Below are 21,910 nucleotides of genomic sequence, written 5' to 3' on the forward strand. Positions count from 1 at the left end.
TATWAAAATGTAGCCATGGCTACATTTTTATACTATATATATTTTAATAAGGAAATGGGGAAACTATATATAAATATATAATCGTGATAAATTTTTTTAAAAGTTTGAGGTGTTATCTATGCAGTTAAGATTAAGGGATATTCTAAGGCGTAAAAACTTTACTCCCGTTCAAATAATAGCTATGGGATTTGCAACTATAATATTTACAGGTGCCCTATTATTAAGCTTACCTATTGCTACTATAAAAGGTGTAGGAACTCCATTTATTGATTGTATTTTTACATCAACTTCTGCAGTTTGTGTTACAGGATTAGTTACTGTAGATACTGGTACTTATTGGAGCTATTTTGGAAAAACAGTAATACTTATTTTGATACAAATTGGTGGTCTTGGATTTATGTCTTTTGCTACACTTTTATCATTAATTATTGGTAAAAAAATAACTCTTAAAGAAAGATTAATTATAAGGGAATCATTAAATTCAACATCTCTTCAGGGAATAGTAAAATTAGCTAGATATATATTAGTATTTACTTTTTCAATAGAATTTATAGGAGCTTTACTGCTTTCCTTTGAATTTATACCTGAGTTTGGAATTATTAAAGGTATATATTATAGTATATTTCATGCAGTTTCTGCATTTTGTAATGCTGGATTTGATCTCATGGGGAATTATAGTAGTTTAACTTCATATAGTGATAATGCTTTGATAATACTTACTATATCTTCTTTAATAGTAATTGGTGGGCTAGGTTTCTATGCATGGAATGATATATTTAATTATAAACGTACAAAAAGATTAACACTACAGACTAAACTGGTAATAGCCGTGAGTGCAGGATTAATTTTATTTGGATTTATAATGTTTCTTGTATTTGAACTTTCTAATCCAGATACTTTAAAGCCTATGGGGATTAAAGAAAAAGTGCTGTCAGCATTTTTTGCATCGGTTTCACCAAGAACAGCAGGATTTAATTCTATAGATTTGACAAAGATGACTATGGCATCTACATTTTTAACCATAATGTTGATGTTTATTGGTGGTTCACCAGGATCAACGGCTGGGGGAATAAAAACTTCTACAGCTGGTGTACTTTTTATGACAATACTATCAGTTATAAATGGAAGAGAAGATACAGAGTTATTTAAAAGAAAAATAAATAAAGAAACTGTATATAAGGCTTTAGCAGTAGTGGTAATAGCATTGGCGTTAGTGTTCACTACAACCATATTATTATCTATTACAGAAAGAGCATCGGGTGCTCCTTTTGAACATTATTTATATGAAGCTACTTCAGCCTTTGGAACTGTTGGGTTAACATTAGGATTAACTCAAGAGCTTACGGCTATAGGCAAGGGTATAGTAGCTCTAACTATGTATGCAGGTAGAGTTGGGCCACTTACATTAGTTGTAGCAATTTCTATAAGAAAAAGTAAAAGAGGAAATTCTATTAAGTATCCAGAAGATAAAATCTTAGTTGGATAAAGGGGGATATATTAATGAGTAAAAAACAATTTATAGTTATTGGTTTAGGTAGATTTGGAACTTCAGTAGCAGAGACTTTATATGCACTTGGTAATGATGTATTAGCTGTAGATATAGATGAAGAAGCTGTTCAAAACATTGCAGAAAGAGTTACTCATGCTGTTCAAGTAGATGCAAATGATGAGGTTAGCCTAAGAGCCCTTGGAATTGGTAATTTTGATGTAGCTATAATTAGTATTGGTTCTGATATTCAAGCTAATATTCTATCTACTCTTTTAGTTAAAGAAATGAATGTTAAGCATATTATAACTAAGGCTAATAATGCATTGCATGCAAAAGTTTTATATAAAATAGGTGCCAATAGAGTTATATTCCCAGAGAGAGATATGGGAATTAGAGTTGCTCATAACCTTTGTTCTTCTAACATACTTGATTATATAGAGTTATCACCAGACTTTAGCATTGCAGAAATTGTTACCCCAAAGGAATGGGAAGGTCACTCTCTAAAAGAGTTAGATTTAAGAGTGAGATACAGTGTAAATGTGGTAGCTATTAAAAGGGATGATAACATAGAGGTATCTCCAGCTGCAGATGAGGTTATACAGGAAGGCGATATAATAGTAGCCATAGGAGGAACTGCTGAGCTAAACGGAATTGAAAGTTTAGTTAGATAAGGAGATTTATAAGTGCAGGTTATAAAAAGTAAGGATAATAATACATTAAAAGAAATTAAAAAATTAAAAGAAAAAAAGTATAGAGTTGAAAATAAGAAGTTTATTGTAGAAGGATTTAGATTTCTAGAAGAAGGTTTTAAATCAGATTTTATTATAGATAAACTTTTTATAAAGGAAAGCTCAGTTGATAAATTTAAAGAAAAATTTTCTTTTTATATTAATAAATATGAAGAAAAATTATTTATTATAAATGACAGTCTATTTAAAAATATTTCAGGTACAGAAAATTCTCAAGGAGTTTTAGCTGTACTTCAAATGAAAGAGGAAAATTTCAATAAAGAAGATGGACTGTATATTTTAGCTGACAAGATACAAGATCCAGGCAATTTAGGAACTATAATAAGAACAGCTCATAGTGCTGGTTGTAGGGGAGTTATTTTAAGTAAAGATACAGTAGACTTATACAATGAAAAAACCTTAAGAGCTACTATGGGTTCCATATTTAATATTCCTATAATCCATGATGAAAATTTAGTTTTCACAAAAAGATTAATTAGTGAAGGGTATAATTTAGTATGCAGTTCCCTTGACACAGAAAAAAACTTTTATGAAGTTAATCTAGTAGATAATGCAATAATAGCTGTAGGTAATGAAGGTAATGGCATTAGTGATGAAGTTATGAATTTAGCTACCTTTAAGGTTAAAATTCCTATGCTAGGAAATACAGAATCCTTAAATGTTGCTATAGCTGCATCTATTATGATATATGAAGGTGTAAGACAAAAGTTAAATAAAAAGTATTAATACTTGAAATTTTTATATATTATATGTATAATGTTTCTATCAAGTTAGGATTTAAATGTTATTTAAGTAAAATAGTATCCAAACTGGTTTAGTAAAATAAAATATTTATACAATGACGAAGAGAGTAGATATATATTTTTATATAAGGGATGAAGAGCCAAAGACTGAAAGCTGTTCTTATAGGATTATATCGAAGTTCACTTCTGAGTACTAATTATGAAGTAATAGTAGTAATTAGCGGCTATGGTCGATAGATTTACTAAGAGGAGTTTTAATAAAACTCAATTAGGGTGGTACCGCGGATTTTCCGTCCCTTTTTAGGGACGGTTTTTTTATGTCTATAAAGCAAAAACTTAATTTCAGAAACTATTATATATACTTGAATTAAGTAAAAATTTCATTAATTATGAAGTTAAAATTTTTTTCCAAAGAAAGTTTTAATCCATAATTTTAAATGAACTCATGAATTTTAGAAAGGAGCTTAGAATATGAAAGAACAATTAGAACAAATTAAAAAAATTGCCCTAGAACAACTAAGTCAAGTAACAGATAAAGCTGAACTTGAAAATATTAGAGTAAAGTATCTAGGGAAAAAAGGAGAGCTTACTGCAATCTTAAGAGGTATGGGAAAACTATCAGCAGAAGAAAGACCGGTGGTAGGTAAAATTGCTAATGAAGTAAGAGAAGAAATAGAAAGTGCCATTGATACAAAGGTAGTAGCTATTAGAAGTGCAGAAAAGACTGAAAAATTAAATAGTGAAGTAATAGACATTTCTATGCCAGGAAAGAAACAAACTATGGGGAAAAAACATCCATTAAGTTTAACTCTTGATCAAGTAAATGATATATTTTTATCTATGGGTTTTTCTATAGAAGAAGGACCAGAAGTAGAGTTTGATCATTACAATTTTGAAGCTTTAAATATACCCAAGGATCATCCAGCGAGAGGAGAACAAGATACTTTCTACATAAATGATAATATAGTATTAAGAACTCAGACATCTCCAATCCAGATAAGAACTATGGAAAATCAAAAGCCACCAATAAAGATGATTGCACCAGGAAAGGTATATCGTTCAGATGCTGTAGATGCAACTCATTCACCAATATTCTATCAAATTGAGGGATTAGTAGTGGCAGAAAATATTACCTTTGGAGACTTAAAGGGAACACTAGAAATGTTTATCCAAAAGATGTTTGGAGATGACATGAAGGTTAAATTTAGACCACACCACTTCCCATTTACAGAACCATCAGCAGAGATGGATGCAACTTGCTTTGTATGTGGAGGTAAGGGATGTAAAGTTTGTAAAGGTAGTGGATGGATAGAAATTGTAGGCTGTGGTATGGTGCATCCACAAGTACTTAGAAATTGCGGAATTGATCCAGAAAAATATAGCGGTTTTGCTTTCGGATTTGGACTAGACAGAATTGTAATGTTAAAATACGGAATTGAAGATATTAGATTATTATATGAAAGTGATATGAGATTTTTAAATCAGTTTTAATATATAAGGAGGAAGATTATGAAGTATCCAGTTAAATGGTTAAAAGACTATGTTGATATAAATGTTTCCCCTGTAGAACTTGCAGATGCATTAAATCTTTCAGGGTCTCATGTTGAAGAGGTTATACTTACAGGAGATGAAATTTCTAATGTAGTTACAGGAAAGATAACAAAGATAGAAAGACATCCAGATGCAGAAAAACTAGTTGTATGTGCAGTGGATATTAACAAAGAGGAAGAAATACAAATAGTAACTGCTGCTACAAATATGAAGGAGCAGGATATTATTCCAGTAGCACTACACGGAGCAACGCTGCATGGCGGACTTAAAATAAAAAAAGGTAAATTAAGAGGAGTAGTATCAAACGGTATGTTCTGCTCAGAAGAAGAGCTTGGAATTGCTGGAGATGAGCCAGTACATGGACTTATGATATTACCTAAAGATACATCTATTGGAGTAGATATCAAGTCTGTAATACCTCTTGAAAGTGCTATTATTGACTTTGAAATAACTTCTAATAGAGCAGATTGCTTTAGTATAATTGGAATGGCAAGAGAAACAGCAGCTACCTTAGGGTTAACTTATAAAATGCCAAATCTTAAATATAGTCAAGAAGATAAAACTAATATAACTGATAGTTATAAAGTAGAAATTAAGAGTCCACTATGTAGAAGATATATGGCTAAAGGAATTAGCAATATAAAGATAGAACCATCACCACAGTGGATGCAAGAGAGATTATTAGAAGCTGATGTAAGACCTATTAATAATATTGTAGATATAACAAACTTTGTTATGTTAGAGTTAGGTCAACCATTACATGCCTTTGATGCTAGAGATATAGTATCTAATACTATAGTAGTTGATACTGGAAAAGATGGAGAAAAATTTGTTACTTTAGACGAAGAGGAAAGAACTATAGATAGTACTATGCTTTGTATAAAGGATGGGGATAAAACTATAGGACTTGCAGGAGTTATGGGAGGATTAAACTCAGAGGTTAAAGAAGATACTTCTATGATAGTTCTAGAAAGTGCAAATTTTAATGGTCTTAATATAAGAAATACATCTAAAAAGTTAGGACTTAGAACAGAAGCTTCAACTAAATTTGAGAAGGATTTAGATCCAAACCTATGTAAGTTAGCTATAGATAGAGTATGTGCCCTAGTGGAAGAATTAGGTGCAGGTAAGATTATGACTGGGGTTATAGATATATATAATGAAGTTAAAGAAACTCATACCTTAGAAGTAGATAGTAACTGGGTTAATAGATTTTTAGGTAGCAATATATCAAAAGAAGATATGAAAAGATATTTAGATGGATTAGATTTGACTACAGAAATTAAAGGTGATGTTTTAGTTGTTAATTGTCCAACATTTAGAAGTGATCTAAATATAAAAGAGGATATAGCAGAGGAAATTGCTAGAATTCATGGATATAATAATTTTGAATCTACCCTTCCTCATTGTGAGGCTATAAAGTCTGGAAAATCAGATAAGCATAAGCTAGAAGATAAAATAATAGAAGCTTTAGTAGCTAGTGGGATAAATCAATCTATAAGTTATTCCTTTGTAAGCAATAAAATTTTTGATAAACTTTTAATTCCACAAGATAGTGAACTTAGAAATGTAGTTGAAATTAGAAATCCTCTAGGAGAAGATTTCAAGGTTATGAGAACTACTACTCTTGCATCAATGATGGAATCTTTAACTAGAAACTATGTAAAGAGTAATGAAAGTGCAATGCTTTTTGAAATAGGTAAAGTATATATAAAAAATACTGATGAAGAGAAGTTGCCAGAAGAAAGAAATATTTTAACCTTAGGAATGTATGGAGCGGGAGATTATTTAGAACTTAAAGGTGTAGTAGAAAATGTACTAGATGCTTTAGGAATAGATAAGGGAATTTTTATTAGAGAAAGTGAGAACCCTAGCTTCCACCCAGGAAAAACTGCTGCATTAAAACTTAGAAATAAAATTTCTGGAGTTTTAGGTGAAATTCATCCAGATGTAAGTGAAAATTATGGTATAGATACAAGATGTTTTGTTGCTGAATTAAATTTAGATATGTTAATGGAATGTGCTAAGATAGACAAAAAACATAAAGCACTTCCTAAATTCCCAGCAGTAACAAGAGATATTGCAGTTTTAGTAGATGATAGAGTTCTAGTACAAGAGATAGAAGACACTATTAAAAAGCAAGGTGGCGGCATCTTAGAAAGTGCTAAACTATTTGATGTTTATAAAGGAAGTCAAATTCCAGACGGTAAGAAAAGTATAGCTTATGCTATAACCTATAGACATGCAGATAAAACTTTAACTGATACTGAAGTAAATAAGGTTCATGATAAGATTTTAAGAAGCTTAGAGCATAAGTTAGGTGCAGAATTAAGATAATTATTAATTATAGTAAGTAGGTGTAAATTTACACCTACTTATTTTTATGGTAAGTTTTATATAAGGCTCCCCTAGTTGATTAAAGTAAAGGGTTTTGTAAGACTTATAAAGGAGTATGACAAGGATTATAAAAATAATTTACGATTTTACAAAAAAGTACTGATAACATTGAATGTGCATACTCATTAATGTACAATTATGGATATATATATATTAAAGTTATAATATTTTACATGTAAAAATATAGTTATATCAGCTAATAGGGGGAAAGTTAAGGAGGGGAAAAGATGAAAAGTTTTTGGGGTATTATTCCACGTTATATTAAAAAGGGGAAAAAAAGAATTACCTTTGTAGCTTTAGGTATTATAGTATCTATGGCACTAATAGTATCCTTAGGCACCATATCAGAAGCTTTAAAGGAATCGCTATATCAGAAGATGAAGGATGATTCAGGAGGAATACATGATATATATTTAGGAACTTTAGGTTATGTTGATTTTGATAGAGTTGCAAAAGAAGAGGTTGTAAAAGAAGTTACTACGGTTTGGCCAATTGGCAGATATGATGTGCCGAATACAGATAATAGTCTTCAAATTTCAGCCTTTAAAGGAAATGCTAAAGATATATTAAATTTAGAATTGCTAGAAGGTAGATATCCAGAAAAAGATAATGAAATAGCTATAGAAAAGTGGATTTTAGATTTATTTCCTAAAAGGTATGAAATAGGAGATAAGATAACTATTCCTTATACCATAGTTCATAGAGGCAGAGGGACAGAGTTTTATTATGAAAATGGTGAAACCGAGTTTATGCTTACAGGGACTTATGATTTTACCTATAGAAACTGGTTCTATCCAAAGGAAGGAAATGCATATATTACACCTGAATTTGGAGCAAAGATATTAAAGGAAAAAAAGCTTACTATGCAAAGTGTGGAAGCTGACGGATATATAATGATAAAACCATCTTATTCTGCTGAGGATGCTGTGAAGAAGTTAATGGAATCAGGATATCCTACAGGCGGATTTTTTGCTAATGAACAAAAGTTAGAATTAAAAAGTGAATATGAAAAATATGATACTATAATGTTTTTTGTTTCATTAATATTAATAGTAATTTCTAGTGTAATAATTTATAACATATTTAATGTTAGTGTATCAGAGAGAACTAAAGAATTTGGTATGCTTAGGGCAATGGGATGTCCTCCATGGAAAATAAAGGCCATGATTTTAATTGAAGGAATGCTTATAACCATTGTATTTATTCCTATAGGAATTTTATTAGGAAACTGGATAACTAGGTATATTATAAAAATGGTCACTGGAATAGAGAATTTAGGTACAGTGAGGACACTGGATACTAAAATTATCTTAGTAGCAATTGTAGTAGGGCTTTTAACTGCATTTATAGGAACTTATTTTCCAGCAAGAAAAGCCTCAATTATCTCACCTACAGAGGCTATAAATGGAGGAGCCAATACTAGTTTACAGAGTAGTAGTATGAGAGGAAGTTTAGATAAATCTATTTTAAAAAAGTTATCTTTTGAAATCAATTTGGCATTTATAAATATAATTAGAAATAAAAAAAGATTTTTATCTACATGTTTATCTTTAATTATAACTATAACCATGTTTATGACAGTAAATTATGTAGTAGGTTCTACAAATCCTGTGGCAATCTTTAAAGATAGCTTCAAGGTAGATTTTAAAGTTGATTCTAAAAGTGGATTATCCGTAGAAAAGGTTTCTTCTGTGGAAGGATTGGATGTAACTTTAAAGCTTAAGAGAAGAGGCACAACTATGGATATTGAAAAAGAAAATTATACAGAAGAAGGATTAAGAATCTATGAAGAATTAGGAAAGTCTACACAGTATATATCACAGTGTATATTTAATGATAGATATTTAATAGAAGTTACAATTTTAGGACGTAGTGATGAGGAGTTAGAAGATTTAAAGAAAAATGTCATTGCTGGTGAGATAGATATAAACAAGATGAAAAATGAAGATATATTAATTCTTGTACAAAATATAGATGGATTGAACTACACTAATTTATCTGTGGGAGATGTGGTACAACCTTCATTTACTAAGTTAAATGATAATGGAGAATTTTTAGGTGGAACTTATCCAGAGTTTAAAGTTGGAGCTATAGTTAGTGAAGATGCAATAAAAGGATTACCCTTAGGTACTCCAAGTACAACAGTACACTCATCAGCAATAATTCTACCTGACTCTGCCATGGAGAAACATATGGAAATGACTAAATATCAATATTGGGAAGGGAATGTTAAGGATGGATATGACTATGAAGAAGTTGAAGAAGAGTTAAGAGCAGCTGTAAATAGTGATAAGGGAGCTACATTATTATCCTATAGAGAAGAATTAGAAAAAATAAAGATAAATAACGCTCAAATAATATTTGCCATGTATAGCATAGTTATTGTGGTAGCTATAGTAAGTGTAATAAACCTTATAAATATCATGAATATGAGTGCCAACATTAGGAAAAAAGAGTTTGGATTCCTAAGAGCTATGGGCCTTAGTGGAAAGCAGGTGAAGAAAATCATAATGTGGGAAGGTGCCATTTATGGAATAGTCTCTTCTGTAATTTCGGTACTATTAACTTTAGGAATTTCAGCAATTATAACTAAGAATTCAGAGCTTTGGCTAGGTCAGATTATAAGCTGGCATATACCAATAGGCCAAATGACTATAATTATAATAGTTACAATTATAATTACACTACTATCATCCATATTACCATCAAGAATATTGTTTAAATCAAGTATTGTTGAGAGTATTAGGGATGTAGAGTAGAAGAGTAATGGAGGAATTAATATGAGTATGGTAAAAACCAGTGGTCTAGCTAAAACCTATGGAATGAATGAAACAGCAGTAAAGGCATTAAAACCTACGGATTTAGAGATTAAAGAAGGAGAATTTGTAGCTATAGTAGGTCCTAGTGGTTCTGGAAAAAGTACGTTGCTTCACCTCCTTGCAGGACTAGATAAGCCTTCAGCAGGAAATGTATTTATTAATGAACAAGATATTTATGAGTTAAGTGAAAATGAGTTATCTAGATATAGAAGACAGAACATAGGATTTATATTTCAAGCCTTTAATTTAATTCCTATACTTTCAGCAGAGGAAAATATAAAACTTCCAGTGTTAATGGATGGTAAAAAGGTAGATGAAGGATATATTAAGGAGCTTATGGATGTTCTTGATATAAAAGAAAGAAGAAAACATCTTCCAGGTGAACTATCTGGAGGACAGCAGCAAAGGGTATCCATTGCTAGAGCACTAGCTAATAAACCGTCCATAATATTTGCAGATGAACCTACAGGAAATTTAGACAGTAAAAATAGTAAAGAAGTATTGCAACTACTAAAATCAACCATAGAAAAGTATAACCAAACACTAATCATGATTACTCACGATGGTAGTATAGCACAAATGGCAGATAGAATTATTACTATTTCCGATGGAATGATTGTAGAGGGTAAATAAGAAGAATGTTACATAACTAATTTAAAAAGATAGTTGTGTAACATTTTTTAATTGCAATGATTTGGTAGTTAGAAAAGAATAATCTTTATAATAAACTGTGGTTTGGTTATATGGTAAAATATTACAATATAAATATGAAATATGTATGATAACATAGCATATTTATATTTAATTAAGTTTTATGAAACATATTGTTGACAAGTATTTGGAATATTTATTAAATACCTTATTTAATAAATAGCTAATATATGTTAAAATGATTATAAGTTTATGCAGATGTAAATTTATAATTAAGAGGGTGTTTATGTGAGCATTATAACAGTTAAGATAAATGGAATGGAATATAACCTTAGAGGAGAAGAAAATGATGAATATCTACAAATGGTTGCTCAATATGTAGATAATAAAATAAATAGTCTAATGTTTAAGAATTCTAAAATAAGTCGTCCTGATGCTACTATTCTTGCAGCAATTAATTTAGGAGATGAGGTTTTTAAAAATAAAGAGGCCTATGAAAGGGCAAATGAAAATTATAAAATGATTGCAAAGGAACAAAAAAATCTTATTTCCGAGGTAGAAGGATTAAAAAGAGATTTACAGGCTGCAAAAAAAGAAAATGAAGACTTAAGAAAAATTAGCACTACGGATAAGGATGAGGAGATAGGAAAGCTAAAGGATGAGGTTACATATCTTAAAGAGCAATTAGAACTTATGGACCAGGTTGTTCAAGAGTTAAAAAAGGATAATAAAAAACAAATGACCTTTAACAAAAAGCTTCTATCTGAAAATAATAATTTAAGATATGACCAAATAGCTAGAGTAAGACAGCTAGAGCAACTTAGTCATGAGATTGAGGATAAAAACCTTCAGCTTATGAAAAATGGACAAGTTAATGTAAGAAAAAAGTAAAAGTTTAGGTGATAATATTATATTTATATATTATCGCCTATTTTTTATTTTAGGATAATTAGCTATATTTATGAATTAAATATAATTTTATTCTTTAATATTGTGATAATTAAAATTTTATGGGCATAGGTATTAGGTAAAACCATAATTCTTAGGGGGATTATACATGAAAGTTTTGCTATGTGCTAGAAGTAATTATATAAATTTAAGTTCAGGAGATACTACTATAATATTTAAAATATACACTTTTTTAAAAGAGAAAGGGGTTAATGTAGATATATGTGGAGCCAATGAGGAGGCTAATTATGATGATTATGATATAGTACATCTATTTGATATTAAAAATATATTTGATGCTTATAAACATTTTAAATTAGCTAGTAATAGTAAATGTAGTATAGTAGTATCACCGATGTATTTTAATATGGAGAAGTTTTTCGAATATAGTGATAATATGGAACGAAAAAATCTATGGAATAATTGCAAAGCTTATAAGGAATTAATTTTGAAGAAGAGTAAAATCATATTTTGCAATAGTATATACGAAAAGTCTTTAATAATCAGGGATTTCACTACAAAGGGAGATATTAAAGTTGTTTATAATGGAGTAGATATAAATTATGATGAGGTTCCTTTATATAATTTTAAGGAGAGATATAATTTAGATAATTATATATTGTGCGTAGGGAGAATTTGTGAAGTGAAAAACCAATTAGAATTGAGCAAGATATGTAATGAAATAGGAGTAGATTTAGTTCTAATTGGGACAGCATCAGAGGAGCGTTACTTAAAAGAATGTTTAGCTTATCCTACTACCCATTACTTAGGATTTATGAATGACTATGATTTGTATAATGCATACACCTTTTCTAATGCTCACGTATTAGCTAGTTTTTCAGAAGTTACAAGTTTATCATCCCTTAAGGCAGCAGCTTATGGATGTAACATAGTGGTTACGGAGGAAGGGGCTTCAAAGGAATATTTTAAGGATATGGCAATATATTGTGATCCTTATAATCATAATAGTATAAAATTAGCAGTAGAGAAAAGTAGGGTAAAAAGAAAAAATAATAAACTAAAAGAATATATAAGATATAATTACAACTTGAATAATATGTTAGAAGGCATATATGAGGGATATTTAAAATTGATGAATTAAGATGTATAGGGGCTAACCAATAAAAAGGTATTAGCTCCTATTATTTTTTACAGTTTGTAACAAAGAGAATTGTGATATAATAATCCATGAGAAGTAAAAAATAAGTACTAATAAAATAAGTATGACTTTTTTAATATAGAATAAAGACATTTCTTATTGATAGGAGTTGAGAACATATGGATAAAATAGAATTATTAGCGCCAGGTGGAAGTAAAGAAAGCATATATGCTGCTGTTCAAGGTGGTGCAGATGCTATATATATGGGCGGGAGTAAGTTTTCTGCTAGAGCCTATGCAAATAATTTTAATGAAGAAGAATTAATAGAAGTAGTGAATTATTGTCATTTATATAATGTTAAAGTATATATAGCCTTTAATACTGTGATAAAAGAAGACGAGTTAGATGAAGCTTTAGAATATGGGAAGTTTTTATATGAAATTGGTGTAGATGCTATTATAACTCAAGATATGGGATTATTTAAAATTATAAAAGAAGCTATACCAGATTTTGAAATTCATGCATCCACACAAATGACTATACATAATGGAGAAGGGGCTATATTTTTAAAGAATGAGGGCTTTCAAAGAATAGTTTTATCAAGGGAGTTAAGTCTAGATGAAATAAGATATATTTCAAAGGACTTAGATATAGAAACAGAAATATTTGTCCATGGAGCATTATGTATAAGTTATTCTGGACAATGTCTTATGAGTAGTATCATAGGAGGAAGAAGCGGAAATAGAGGAAGATGTGCGCAGCCCTGTAGATTACCTTATACTATAATAAAAAAATCTAGTGGAGAAAATAGAGAAGGGTATCTATTAAGTCCAAAGGATACTTGTACTATAGATGAAATTAAAAGTTTAATTGAAAGTGGGACTTCATCATTAAAAATAGAAGGTAGAATGAAAAAGCCTGAATATGTAAGTGGTGTTGTAACTACCTATAAAGAAGCTATAGATAGTGTGTATCATAACAAAAGTTTTGAGATAGCACCTAAAAAGGCCATACTAAATCAATTATTTAATAGAGAGGGGTTTTCCAAGGCATATCTTAGAGGAAACATTGGAAGAGACATGATGGCATATAATTGCCCCAAAAATACAGGAGTATTTTTAGGCACCGTTGAAAAAGATTTAACCATACAGCTTCAAAAGAATATAAAAGCTCAAGATGGAGTTAGAACTGATAATAGTGGATTTACAATCACAAATATTTTAAAGGGGAAAGAAAAGGTTAAAGAGGCCTTTGAAGGCGAAAAAGTGAAGCTTATGCCTACTAAATATAAGGTTGGAGATAAAGTATATGTAACTTCAGATACTGAACTTTTAACTAAACTTCAAAAAAATTATGAAGATATTTATGGTGTAAAGTTACCCTTAACTATAAAGGTTAGATTTGCTCCAGGAGAAAGATTTTATTTATCTACGGTTTATCAGGAAAAAGAATTTGAAGTCTATGGAGAAAATGTAGAGGTTGCAGCTAATAAGCCTATGGATAAGGAAGCCATAATTAAAAATCTCAATAAGTTAGGGGATACTCCTTTTAAACTAGAAAACATTGAATTTGAAACCTTTGAAGAAGGATTTTTAAGGGTATCATCTATAAATAGTGTAAGACGTGAGCTTATTGAAGATATAATGAAGTATATTAAAATTCGTGATAAACGGCATGTGGAAGAAAAGGCTTATAAAGAATTTAATAGGAATTCTAAAGAAGCTAAAGATATATTTAATGATGAGTATCTAATATGCGTTAAAACTCTAGAACAATTAAAAAGTGTATTAAGTTTTATAGGTGAAAATCCAGATATAGCTCCAGCTATAGGAGTAGATTTATTTAAAAAGGGTGAAGGTTTTAATTTAGAAGAAGTAGATTATGAAAATTTATATATGATTGTTCCTAATATAATAAAAAGTGAATTTAATTTAGTTACTGAAGCTATAGAAAAGAATATTTCTAAAATTAAGGGGTTAATTACAGCTAATTTAGGTATAATAAATGTGTTTAAAAACAGACTTAACATAATTGGAGATTATAAGTTAAATATTTTAAATAGTGAAAGCTATGATTTTTATAATAGGTATACAGATATATCAGCTTTAAGTGTAGAACTTAACAATAAAGAAATGTTTTCTATAGCTAAAAATATTAAAACTCCAGTACAAGTAGTAGTTTATGGTAAGTATGAACTTATGGTAAGTGAATACTGTGTAATTGGTAGTACCTTTGGTGATAAGAGCTCTACTTCAAACTGTAATTTCAGATGTGACAAGGATAAATTTGTATTAAGAGATAGGATGAATGAAGAGTTTCTGGTTACTACGGATAAATATTGTAGAAGCCATATATATAATGCATTACCTGTAAATATAGTTCCATTCATTAAGGAATTAAGGAAAAATAATATTAACAATTATAGAGTTGACTTTATAGATGAAGATTATAATCAGGTTTTAAAGGTGATGGAATATATATTTAAAGATGAAGATGTAGATTTAGGGAAAACTACAAAAGGACATTATAAGAGGGGAATTGAATAGAAAGTAGGGGATAAGAAATGAATGAAAAGACCTTTAAAGTACTTGAGTATTATAAAATCAAGGAAATATTAAAAAAGTATACAGTTACAAAAGCGGGGAAAGATTTAATTGATAATCTGAAACCATATAACAATCTCTATGAAATCAAAGAGCATTTAGAGGAGACTAAGGAAGCATTAATTTTATTAACTACAAAAAGTGCACCACCCTTTGAAGGAATATATGATGTTAGGGAAGCGCTTTTAAGAGCTAAGAAAAATTCTACACTTATGCCAGTAGAATTACTTAGAATTGGTAATATGCTTAAAAGTTCTAGAAATTTTAAAGAATATGTACAGAGTAAGGACGAGGAAACAACTTATAGAGTTTTGGAAGATATAATAGCAGGTATAGTTCCCTTTAAGAATATTGAAGATGAAATCTTTAGAGCTATTATTGGAGAGGATGAAATTGCAGATAGAGCTAGTGAAACTTTATTTATAATTAGAAAGAAACTAAAAGATAAAAGCTCTTCCATTAAAGACAGAGTTAATAGCATGGTTAGAACCTACTCTAAATATCTTCAAGAAAGTCTTTATACTGTAAGAGGAGATAGATATGTACTTCCTGTAAGATCTGAGTACAAAGAACAGGTTAAGGGTTTGATCCATGACCAGAGTGGTACAGGTGCTACATTATTTATAGAGCCTATGGGACTAGTAGATCTTAATAATGAAATAAGAGAACTTAGAAATAAAGAAAAGGCAGAAATAAATAGAATTCTTAAGGAACTTACCTTAAAAGTTGCAGGCAACATTGATGTTATAGAGAATAATGGAAGTATTATATGGGAATTAGATTTTATATTTGCAAAAGCTAAATATGCCAATGAATTAAATTGTATATGTCCAGAGGTAAATGATAAAGGAATTATAGATTTAATAGAGGCTAGGCATCCTTTAATAGACCAAAAGGTAGTAGTACCAAGCACTATTTATCTTGGTAGAGAGTTTACTTCTTTAGTTATTACAGGTCCTAATACAGGAGGTAAAACTGTAACACTTAAAACTGTAGGTTTAATAGAGCTTATGGCTATGAGTGGAATGATGATTCCTGCAAGAGCAGGTTCAGCTGTTAGTGTATTCTCAAATATATTTGCTGATATTGGTGATGAACAAAGTATAGAACAAAGTTTATCTACTTTCTCATCTCATATGACTAATATAGTAAATATTATTAATGAAGCAGATGAAAATACTTTAGCACTTTTTGATGAGCTTGGTTCAGGAACAGATCCAACGGAGGGTGCAGCTCTTGCTATGAGTATTTTGGATAATTTAAGGGATAGAAATACAAAAATAGTAGCAACTACCCACTATAGTGAACTTAAAGGTTATGCTTTAAAAACTGTTGGAGTAGAAAATGGCTCTGTAGAATTCGATGTTGAAACTTTAAGACCAACTTATAATTTGCTTATAGGTGTGCCAGGTAAATCTAATGCCTTTGAAATATCAAGAAGGCTTGGTCTTCCAGAGTATATTATAAATAGTGCTAAAGAAAATATATCCACTGAGAGCTTAAAGTTTGAAGAGTTAATACAAAATCTTCAGCAAAAGAGCATTAAAGCAGAAAATGATGCTAGGAAGGCAGAAGGGTTAAAAGCAGAAGCAGAAAAACTAAAAAATAAATATGAAGAAAAGTTATATAAGTTCGAAAATGTTAGAGAAAAAGCTATCTATGAAGCACAACGAGAAGCTAAAGAGCTTATAAAAGCTGCTAAGGAAGAAGCTGATTCCATTGTTAAAAACATAAGAGAACTTGAAAAGTTAGGCTATTCTTCAGAAGCAAGAACTAAAATAGAGAATGAAAGAAAGAAGATAAAGGATTCTCTTGATAACATGGAAGAAAAATTAAGTAAAAAAGATGAGCCTAAGGGAGAAGGATTAACCTCTGTAACTCAAGGACAGGAGGTATATCTTCCATCTTTAAATCAGAATGTTATAGTAGTATCCGAGGTGGATAATAAGGGAGAAGTTCAAGTTCAAGCTGGAATAATGAAAATCTCTGTAAAGCTTAAGGATTTAAGGAAGGGAAAAGTGTCTAGTGAAAATAAGAAAAAAGCTAAGGTTCAAAGAAGAGAAGCTAAGCTTAATCTAAAAGCAGTATCATCTTCAGTAGACTTAAGGGGTATGGATTCCGAGGAGGCTATTTATACCACAGATAAGTATTTAGATGAAGCTTATCTTGGTGGTCTGGGCGAAGTTACAGTAATTCATGGTAAAGGAACAGGAGTACTTAAGAGTTCTATAACTGATTTATTAAAACATCATCCCCATGTTAAAAGCTATAGACTTGGTAATTATGGAGAAGGTGGAACAGGAGTTACTGTGGTTGAGTTAAAGTAATACTAGAGTATAGGGGTTGACGAAATGATTTTGGTAAGTGGATGTCTTTGTGGTATTAACTGCAAATATGACGGTAACAATAATTTAAATGAAAAAATTCTTGAACTTTTAAGACAAGGGAAGGCTATACCAGTATGTCCAGAGCAACTTGGAGGACAGGCGACTCCTAGAGAAGCTCATGAGATTGTAAATGGTGATGGTGCTATGGTTTTAGATGGAAAATGTAGGGTTTTAGGAAGAGATGTAAGTGATGATGTAACTGGTGAATTTATTAAAGGTGCAGAGGAAACATTAAATATAGCTAGAGAGTTAAAAATTGATACAGCTATTTTAAAGGCAAGGAGTCCATCATGTGGCAGAGGAATTATATATGATGGTACTTTTTCAGGTGGTAAAAAAACAGGTAATGGAGTAACAGCAGAGCTTTTAATTAGAAATAATATAAAGATTTATACTGAAGATGAATTAGATAAATTCTTTGAGGAAAATAATATTTAATTTTATAGTTAGGTGGGGATTTTATGAATTATAGTGATGTTAGAAAAGAAGCTAGAGTTAATTTAAATAATAGTTGTAAAGTATGTAATGTATGTAATGGAATTGTTTGTGCAGGAGAAGTCCCAGGTATGGGTGGAAAAGGTACTGGAAATGCATTTACAGAAAACATTAGAGCTCTTGAAAGATATAAGCTTAATATGCGCGTAATTCACGATGCTAAGGATCCAGATACAGCTATTGAGATTTTTGGTAAGAAGTTAGATATACCAGTTTTTGCAGCTCCAGTTTCAGGAACTACTCTTAACATGGGTGGAAAGTATTCTGAAGAAGAGTATATTTCTTGGGTTATTGGAGGTACTTTAGATGCAGGTATATACCCAATGGTAGGAGATACAGCAGTAGATACATTTTTAACAACTAATTTAAAAGTGTTAAAGGAGTTTAATGGTGAGGGTATTGTATTTATAAAACCATGGGAAAATAAAAATATAATTGAAAAGATAAAATTAGCAGAGGAGTCAGGAGCATTTGCCGTAGGCGTGGATATAGATGCCTGTGGACTTATAACTTTAGCTCTTCATGGGAAGCCAGTAATGCCTAAAGGAGTAAAGGAGATAAAGGAATTAGTTAATAGTACTAAACTTCCATTTATACTAAAGGGAATTATGACAGTAGATGAAGCATTACTTGCAGTAGAAGCAGGTGTAGATGCTATAGTAGTTTCTAACCATGGAGGTAGAGTTTTAGATGAAACTCCAGGTGTAGCAGATGTTCTTGAAGATATTGCAAAAGCAGTAAAAGGTAAAGTTAAGATTTTAGCTGATGGAGGAGTAAGAACAGGAGTAGATGTACTTAAATTCTTAGCCCTTGGTGCAGATGCTGTATTAATAGGAAGGCCTTTTGTAACTGCATCCTTTGGTGGTAAAAGAGATGGTGTAAAAACTTATGTTCATGGATTAAAGGGAGAGTTGAAATCTGCTATGGTACTTACGGGATGTAAAGATGTAGATAGTATAGATAAGAGAATTATATTCCAAAGAAAATAATCGAATAAGTAAAGTTTTTTAAAGTAATAAAAATTTTTAATAGATATCTTAAATTGTATAATTTAAGATATCTATTTTTGTTAATTTTAAATAAAAAATACACTATTACACTTTAGCAGTTAAAATTGACTCAGAAAGGATTACACATTATACTTAAAAGTAAGAAAATATAAAATATTATAAAAAAAAGTGTTGGATATCTACTACTTATTTCAATTTTTTAGTAAACCTATACATAAGGAGTGAAAATATGGTTAAAAGTTTAGAAGAATTGTTAGAATTAGCAAAGAAAAAAGAAAAGAAAACTATGGCAGTAGCAGTAGCACAAGATAGTGTTGTTCTAGAGGCAGTTATAAAAGCAGTGGACATGGGTATCATAAATGCCATATTAGTTGGAAATGAAGATGAAATTAAAACTATATCAAAAGATTCTAATGTAGACTTATCTAGAGTAAGAATAATTAATGAGTGTGACATAATTAAGGCTGCAGCAAAAGCTGTGGAATTGGTGACAAAGGGTGAAGCTAACTATGTAATGAAGGGATTACTTGGAACTTCAGATTTATTAAAAGCTGTACTTAATAAGGAAGCAAATCTAAGAACAAATAATCTACTATCTCATGTAATGGTATATGATGTAAAGTCTTATGATAAGCTATTACTTCTTACAGATGGAGGAATGGTGCCATATCCAGAACTGAAAGACAAAATAGGAATAATAAAAAATGCAGTAACAGTGTCAAAAGCACTAGAAATAGATATGCCAAAGGTAGCACCGATTTGTGCTGTTGAAGTGATTAATCCATCAATGCAGGCAACTTTAGATGCTGCAGCTCTTTCTGCAATGAATAAGAGAGGACAAATTAAAGGTTGTTTAATAGATGGACCACTGGGACTAGATAATGCTATATCTAAGGAAGCTGCTCACCATAAAGGAATTGTAAGTGATGTAGCCGGAGAAGCAGATATACTTCTTGTACCTAACATTGAAGCTGGAAACTTTTTAGGAAAGTCTATGACTTATTTTGCAGGCGCAGAAAGTGCTGGGGTAATTGTAGGTGCAAAATGTCCTGTAGTGTTGGTTTCTAGAGCAGATAGCGCAAAGTCAAAGCTCTATTCAATAGCATTAGGCAGCATTTTAGTGTAAATAATTATCGAGGAATAATTGAAGTAGGGTAGTTATTAATTATTAAAAGATAAATTTTAATGGGGGAATGAGAATATGAAAAAGGTTATAATGACTGGTAATGAAGCCATCGCTAGAGGTGCCTATGAAGCTGGATGTCATGTAGCATCAGCTTATCCAGGAACACCTAGTACAGAAATATTAGAGAACTTTGCATTATATGAAGGTGTATATGCAGAATGGGCACCAAATGAAAAGGTTGGTTTTGAAGTAGCGTCAGGTGCATCTATTGGAGGAGCAAGAGTGCTTACTACAATGAAGCATGTAGGACTTAATGTGGCTGCTGACCCATTATTTACTATGGCATATGAAGGAGTTAACGGAGGTTTTGTAGTTGTAACTGCTGATGATCCAGGAATGCACTCTTCTCAAAATGAGCAAGATAACAGATTTTATGCTCCTCATGCTAAGGTTGCAATGGTTGAACCATCAAACTCACAAGAATGCATTGACTATATGAAGGAAGCATATGAAATAAGTGAAAAATTTGATACATTAGTTTTATTTAGAGTTACAACTAGAATTTCACACTCTAAAACAGTAGTAGAGGTTGGAGATAAACAAGCTGTAGAAGTGAAGCCATATGAAAAAAATATTAAAAAATATATAATGACTCCAGGTCATTCAAAAATTAAACACTATGAAGTAGAAGAGAGATTAGAGAAGCTAAGACAATATTCTAATACTACAAAGCTTAATAGAATGGAAATGGGCAATACAAAGATAGGTATAATTACTAGTGGTATTTCTTATGAATATTGTAGAGAAGTTTTTGGAGATAATGCATCATACCTAAAGATAGGTTTCTCTTACCCATTACCAGATGAAATGATTAAAGAGTTTGCATCTAAGGTAGAAAAATTATATGTAGTAGAAGAGAATGATCCATACTTAGAAAATTCAGTTAAAGCTTTAGGAATTAGCTGCATAGGTAAGGAAGTTATTCCTATATGTGAAGAACTAAATCCAGACATTATTAGAAGAGGTATTTTAGGAGAAGAAAATAAAATAACTTATACAGCAGATACTAATCCACCTTCTAGACCACCAGTACTATGTCCAGGATGTCCTCACAGAGGAATATTCTATGCAGTATCAAAATATAAGGATGTAATAGCTTCTGGAGATATTGGATGCTATACCCTTGGTATGAATGCACCACTTAGTGTAACTGATACTGTAATTTGCATGGGTGCTTCTATATCAGCGGGTGTAGGAATGGAAAGAGCTAGTATAGTAGCTAATAGAGAAGATAAAAAGGTATTTGCATTTATTGGAGATTCAACGTTCTTCCATTCAGGAGTAACTGGATTAATTGAAAGTGTTTATAACAATACACCGATAGTAACTGTAATTCTTGATAACAGAATCACAGGAATGACAGGGCACCAAGAAAATCCAGGAACAGGTAGAACCCTTCAAAATAGAGAAGCTCCAATGGTAGATATTGAAGCTTTAGTCCTTGCATGTGGTATTAAAAAGGAAAATATAAAGGTAGTAGATCCATATAAAATAGAAGAAACTTCAAAGGCTGTAAAAGAAGCTCATGATAGCACAGAACCTTTTGTAATTATTACAAAACAACCTTGTGCTTTAATAAAAGACGTATTGAAGAAAAGAGCTAACTTAAAGTGTAAAGTTGATGCAGAAAAATGTAAGAAGTGCAAAATGTGCTTAAAAACAGGGTGTCCAGCATTGAAATTCCAAAATGGTGTAGTGGAAATAGATGAAAGCATGTGTAATGGTTGTGAAATATGTAAGCAAGTTTGTCCATTTGATGCTATAGAAAAGGTTGGTGAATAAT

General features: G+C 30.8%; 15 protein-coding genes and 1 other annotated feature. All 15 genes read left to right on the top strand.

Annotation, left to right across the window (positions count from 1 at the left end; translation table 11 throughout):
- Window positions 1-118: 118 nt before the first annotated feature.
- The 15 genes from IO99_RS13585 to iorA all read left to right on the top strand — a co-directional run bounded on the left by IO99_RS13585 (window position 119) and on the right by iorA (window position 21,909).
- Window positions 119-1,486: a TrkH family potassium uptake protein gene (locus IO99_RS13585; protein ID WP_035134356.1), complete on the top strand. Its 1,368-nt coding sequence runs from the start codon at window positions 119-121 to the stop codon at window positions 1,484-1,486.
- Window positions 1,487-1,500: 14 nt separating this feature from the next.
- Window positions 1,501-2,160, top strand: a complete 660-nt coding sequence (locus IO99_RS13590) for a potassium channel family protein (protein WP_035134357.1) — start codon at window positions 1,501-1,503, stop codon at window positions 2,158-2,160.
- Between the two features lie 12 nt (window positions 2,161-2,172).
- The gene (locus IO99_RS13595; protein ID WP_035134358.1) at window positions 2,173-2,964 is read left to right on the top strand and encodes a TrmH family RNA methyltransferase; all 792 of its coding nucleotides are present in this window, start codon (window positions 2,173-2,175) and stop codon (window positions 2,962-2,964) included.
- A gap of 103 nt (window positions 2,965-3,067) precedes the next feature.
- Window positions 3,068-3,282 (top strand) — a binding site (T-box leader).
- Window positions 3,283-3,452: 170 nt separating this feature from the next.
- Window positions 3,453-4,472, top strand: a complete 1,020-nt coding sequence (gene pheS, locus IO99_RS13600) for a phenylalanine--tRNA ligase subunit alpha (RefSeq protein WP_035134359.1) — start codon at window positions 3,453-3,455, stop codon at window positions 4,470-4,472.
- A gap of 18 nt (window positions 4,473-4,490) precedes the next feature.
- On the top strand, window positions 4,491-6,869 hold the full coding sequence (pheT, locus tag IO99_RS13605; RefSeq protein WP_035134360.1) for a phenylalanine--tRNA ligase subunit beta: 2,379 nt from the start codon (window positions 4,491-4,493) through the stop codon (window positions 6,867-6,869).
- Between the two features lie 287 nt (window positions 6,870-7,156).
- Complete coding sequence (locus IO99_RS13610) at window positions 7,157-9,688, top strand: ABC transporter permease (RefSeq protein ID WP_035134361.1); 2,532 nt, start codon at window positions 7,157-7,159, stop codon at window positions 9,686-9,688.
- A gap of 21 nt (window positions 9,689-9,709) precedes the next feature.
- Entirely contained in the window at window positions 9,710-10,381 is a 672-nt protein-coding gene (locus IO99_RS13615; RefSeq protein ID WP_035134362.1) for an ABC transporter ATP-binding protein, read from the top strand.
- A 306-nt stretch (window positions 10,382-10,687) separates the two neighbouring features.
- Window positions 10,688-11,290 (top strand): cell division protein ZapA, encoded by a 603-nt coding sequence (locus IO99_RS13620; RefSeq protein ID WP_035134363.1) that lies wholly within the window; start codon window positions 10,688-10,690, stop codon window positions 11,288-11,290.
- Window positions 11,291-11,456: 166 nt separating this feature from the next.
- On the top strand, window positions 11,457-12,449 hold the full coding sequence (locus tag IO99_RS13625) for a glycosyltransferase family 4 protein (RefSeq protein ID WP_035134366.1): 993 nt from the start codon (window positions 11,457-11,459) through the stop codon (window positions 12,447-12,449).
- Between the two features lie 176 nt (window positions 12,450-12,625).
- Window positions 12,626-14,992 carry a U32 family peptidase gene (locus IO99_RS13630; RefSeq protein WP_035134368.1) on the top strand — a complete coding sequence of 789 codons (2,367 nt, stop codon included), beginning with the start codon at window positions 12,626-12,628 and terminating at the stop codon, window positions 14,990-14,992.
- Between the two features lie 17 nt (window positions 14,993-15,009).
- Window positions 15,010-17,376: an endonuclease MutS2 gene (locus IO99_RS13635; protein WP_035134369.1), complete on the top strand. Its 2,367-nt coding sequence runs from the start codon at window positions 15,010-15,012 to the stop codon at window positions 17,374-17,376.
- Window positions 17,377-17,400: 24 nt separating this feature from the next.
- Entirely contained in the window at window positions 17,401-17,874 is a 474-nt protein-coding gene (locus IO99_RS13640; protein WP_035134370.1) for a 2-thiouracil desulfurase family protein, read from the top strand.
- A gap of 23 nt (window positions 17,875-17,897) precedes the next feature.
- Window positions 17,898-18,920, top strand: coding sequence for an alpha-hydroxy-acid oxidizing protein (locus IO99_RS13645; RefSeq protein WP_035134371.1), 1,023 nt, complete (start codon window positions 17,898-17,900; stop codon window positions 18,918-18,920).
- A gap of 250 nt (window positions 18,921-19,170) precedes the next feature.
- Window positions 19,171-20,067: a phosphate butyryltransferase gene (locus IO99_RS13650; protein ID WP_035134372.1), complete on the top strand. Its 897-nt coding sequence runs from the start codon at window positions 19,171-19,173 to the stop codon at window positions 20,065-20,067.
- Window positions 20,068-20,142: 75 nt separating this feature from the next.
- The gene (gene iorA, locus IO99_RS13655; protein WP_035134373.1) at window positions 20,143-21,909 is read left to right on the top strand and encodes an indolepyruvate ferredoxin oxidoreductase subunit alpha; all 1,767 of its coding nucleotides are present in this window, start codon (window positions 20,143-20,145) and stop codon (window positions 21,907-21,909) included.
- Window position 21,910 lies beyond the last annotated feature (1 nt).

This window comes from Clostridium sulfidigenes (assembly GCF_000732635.1).
Taxonomy (GTDB): Bacteria; Bacillota; Clostridia; order Clostridiales; family Clostridiaceae; genus Clostridium_J; species Clostridium_J sulfidigenes.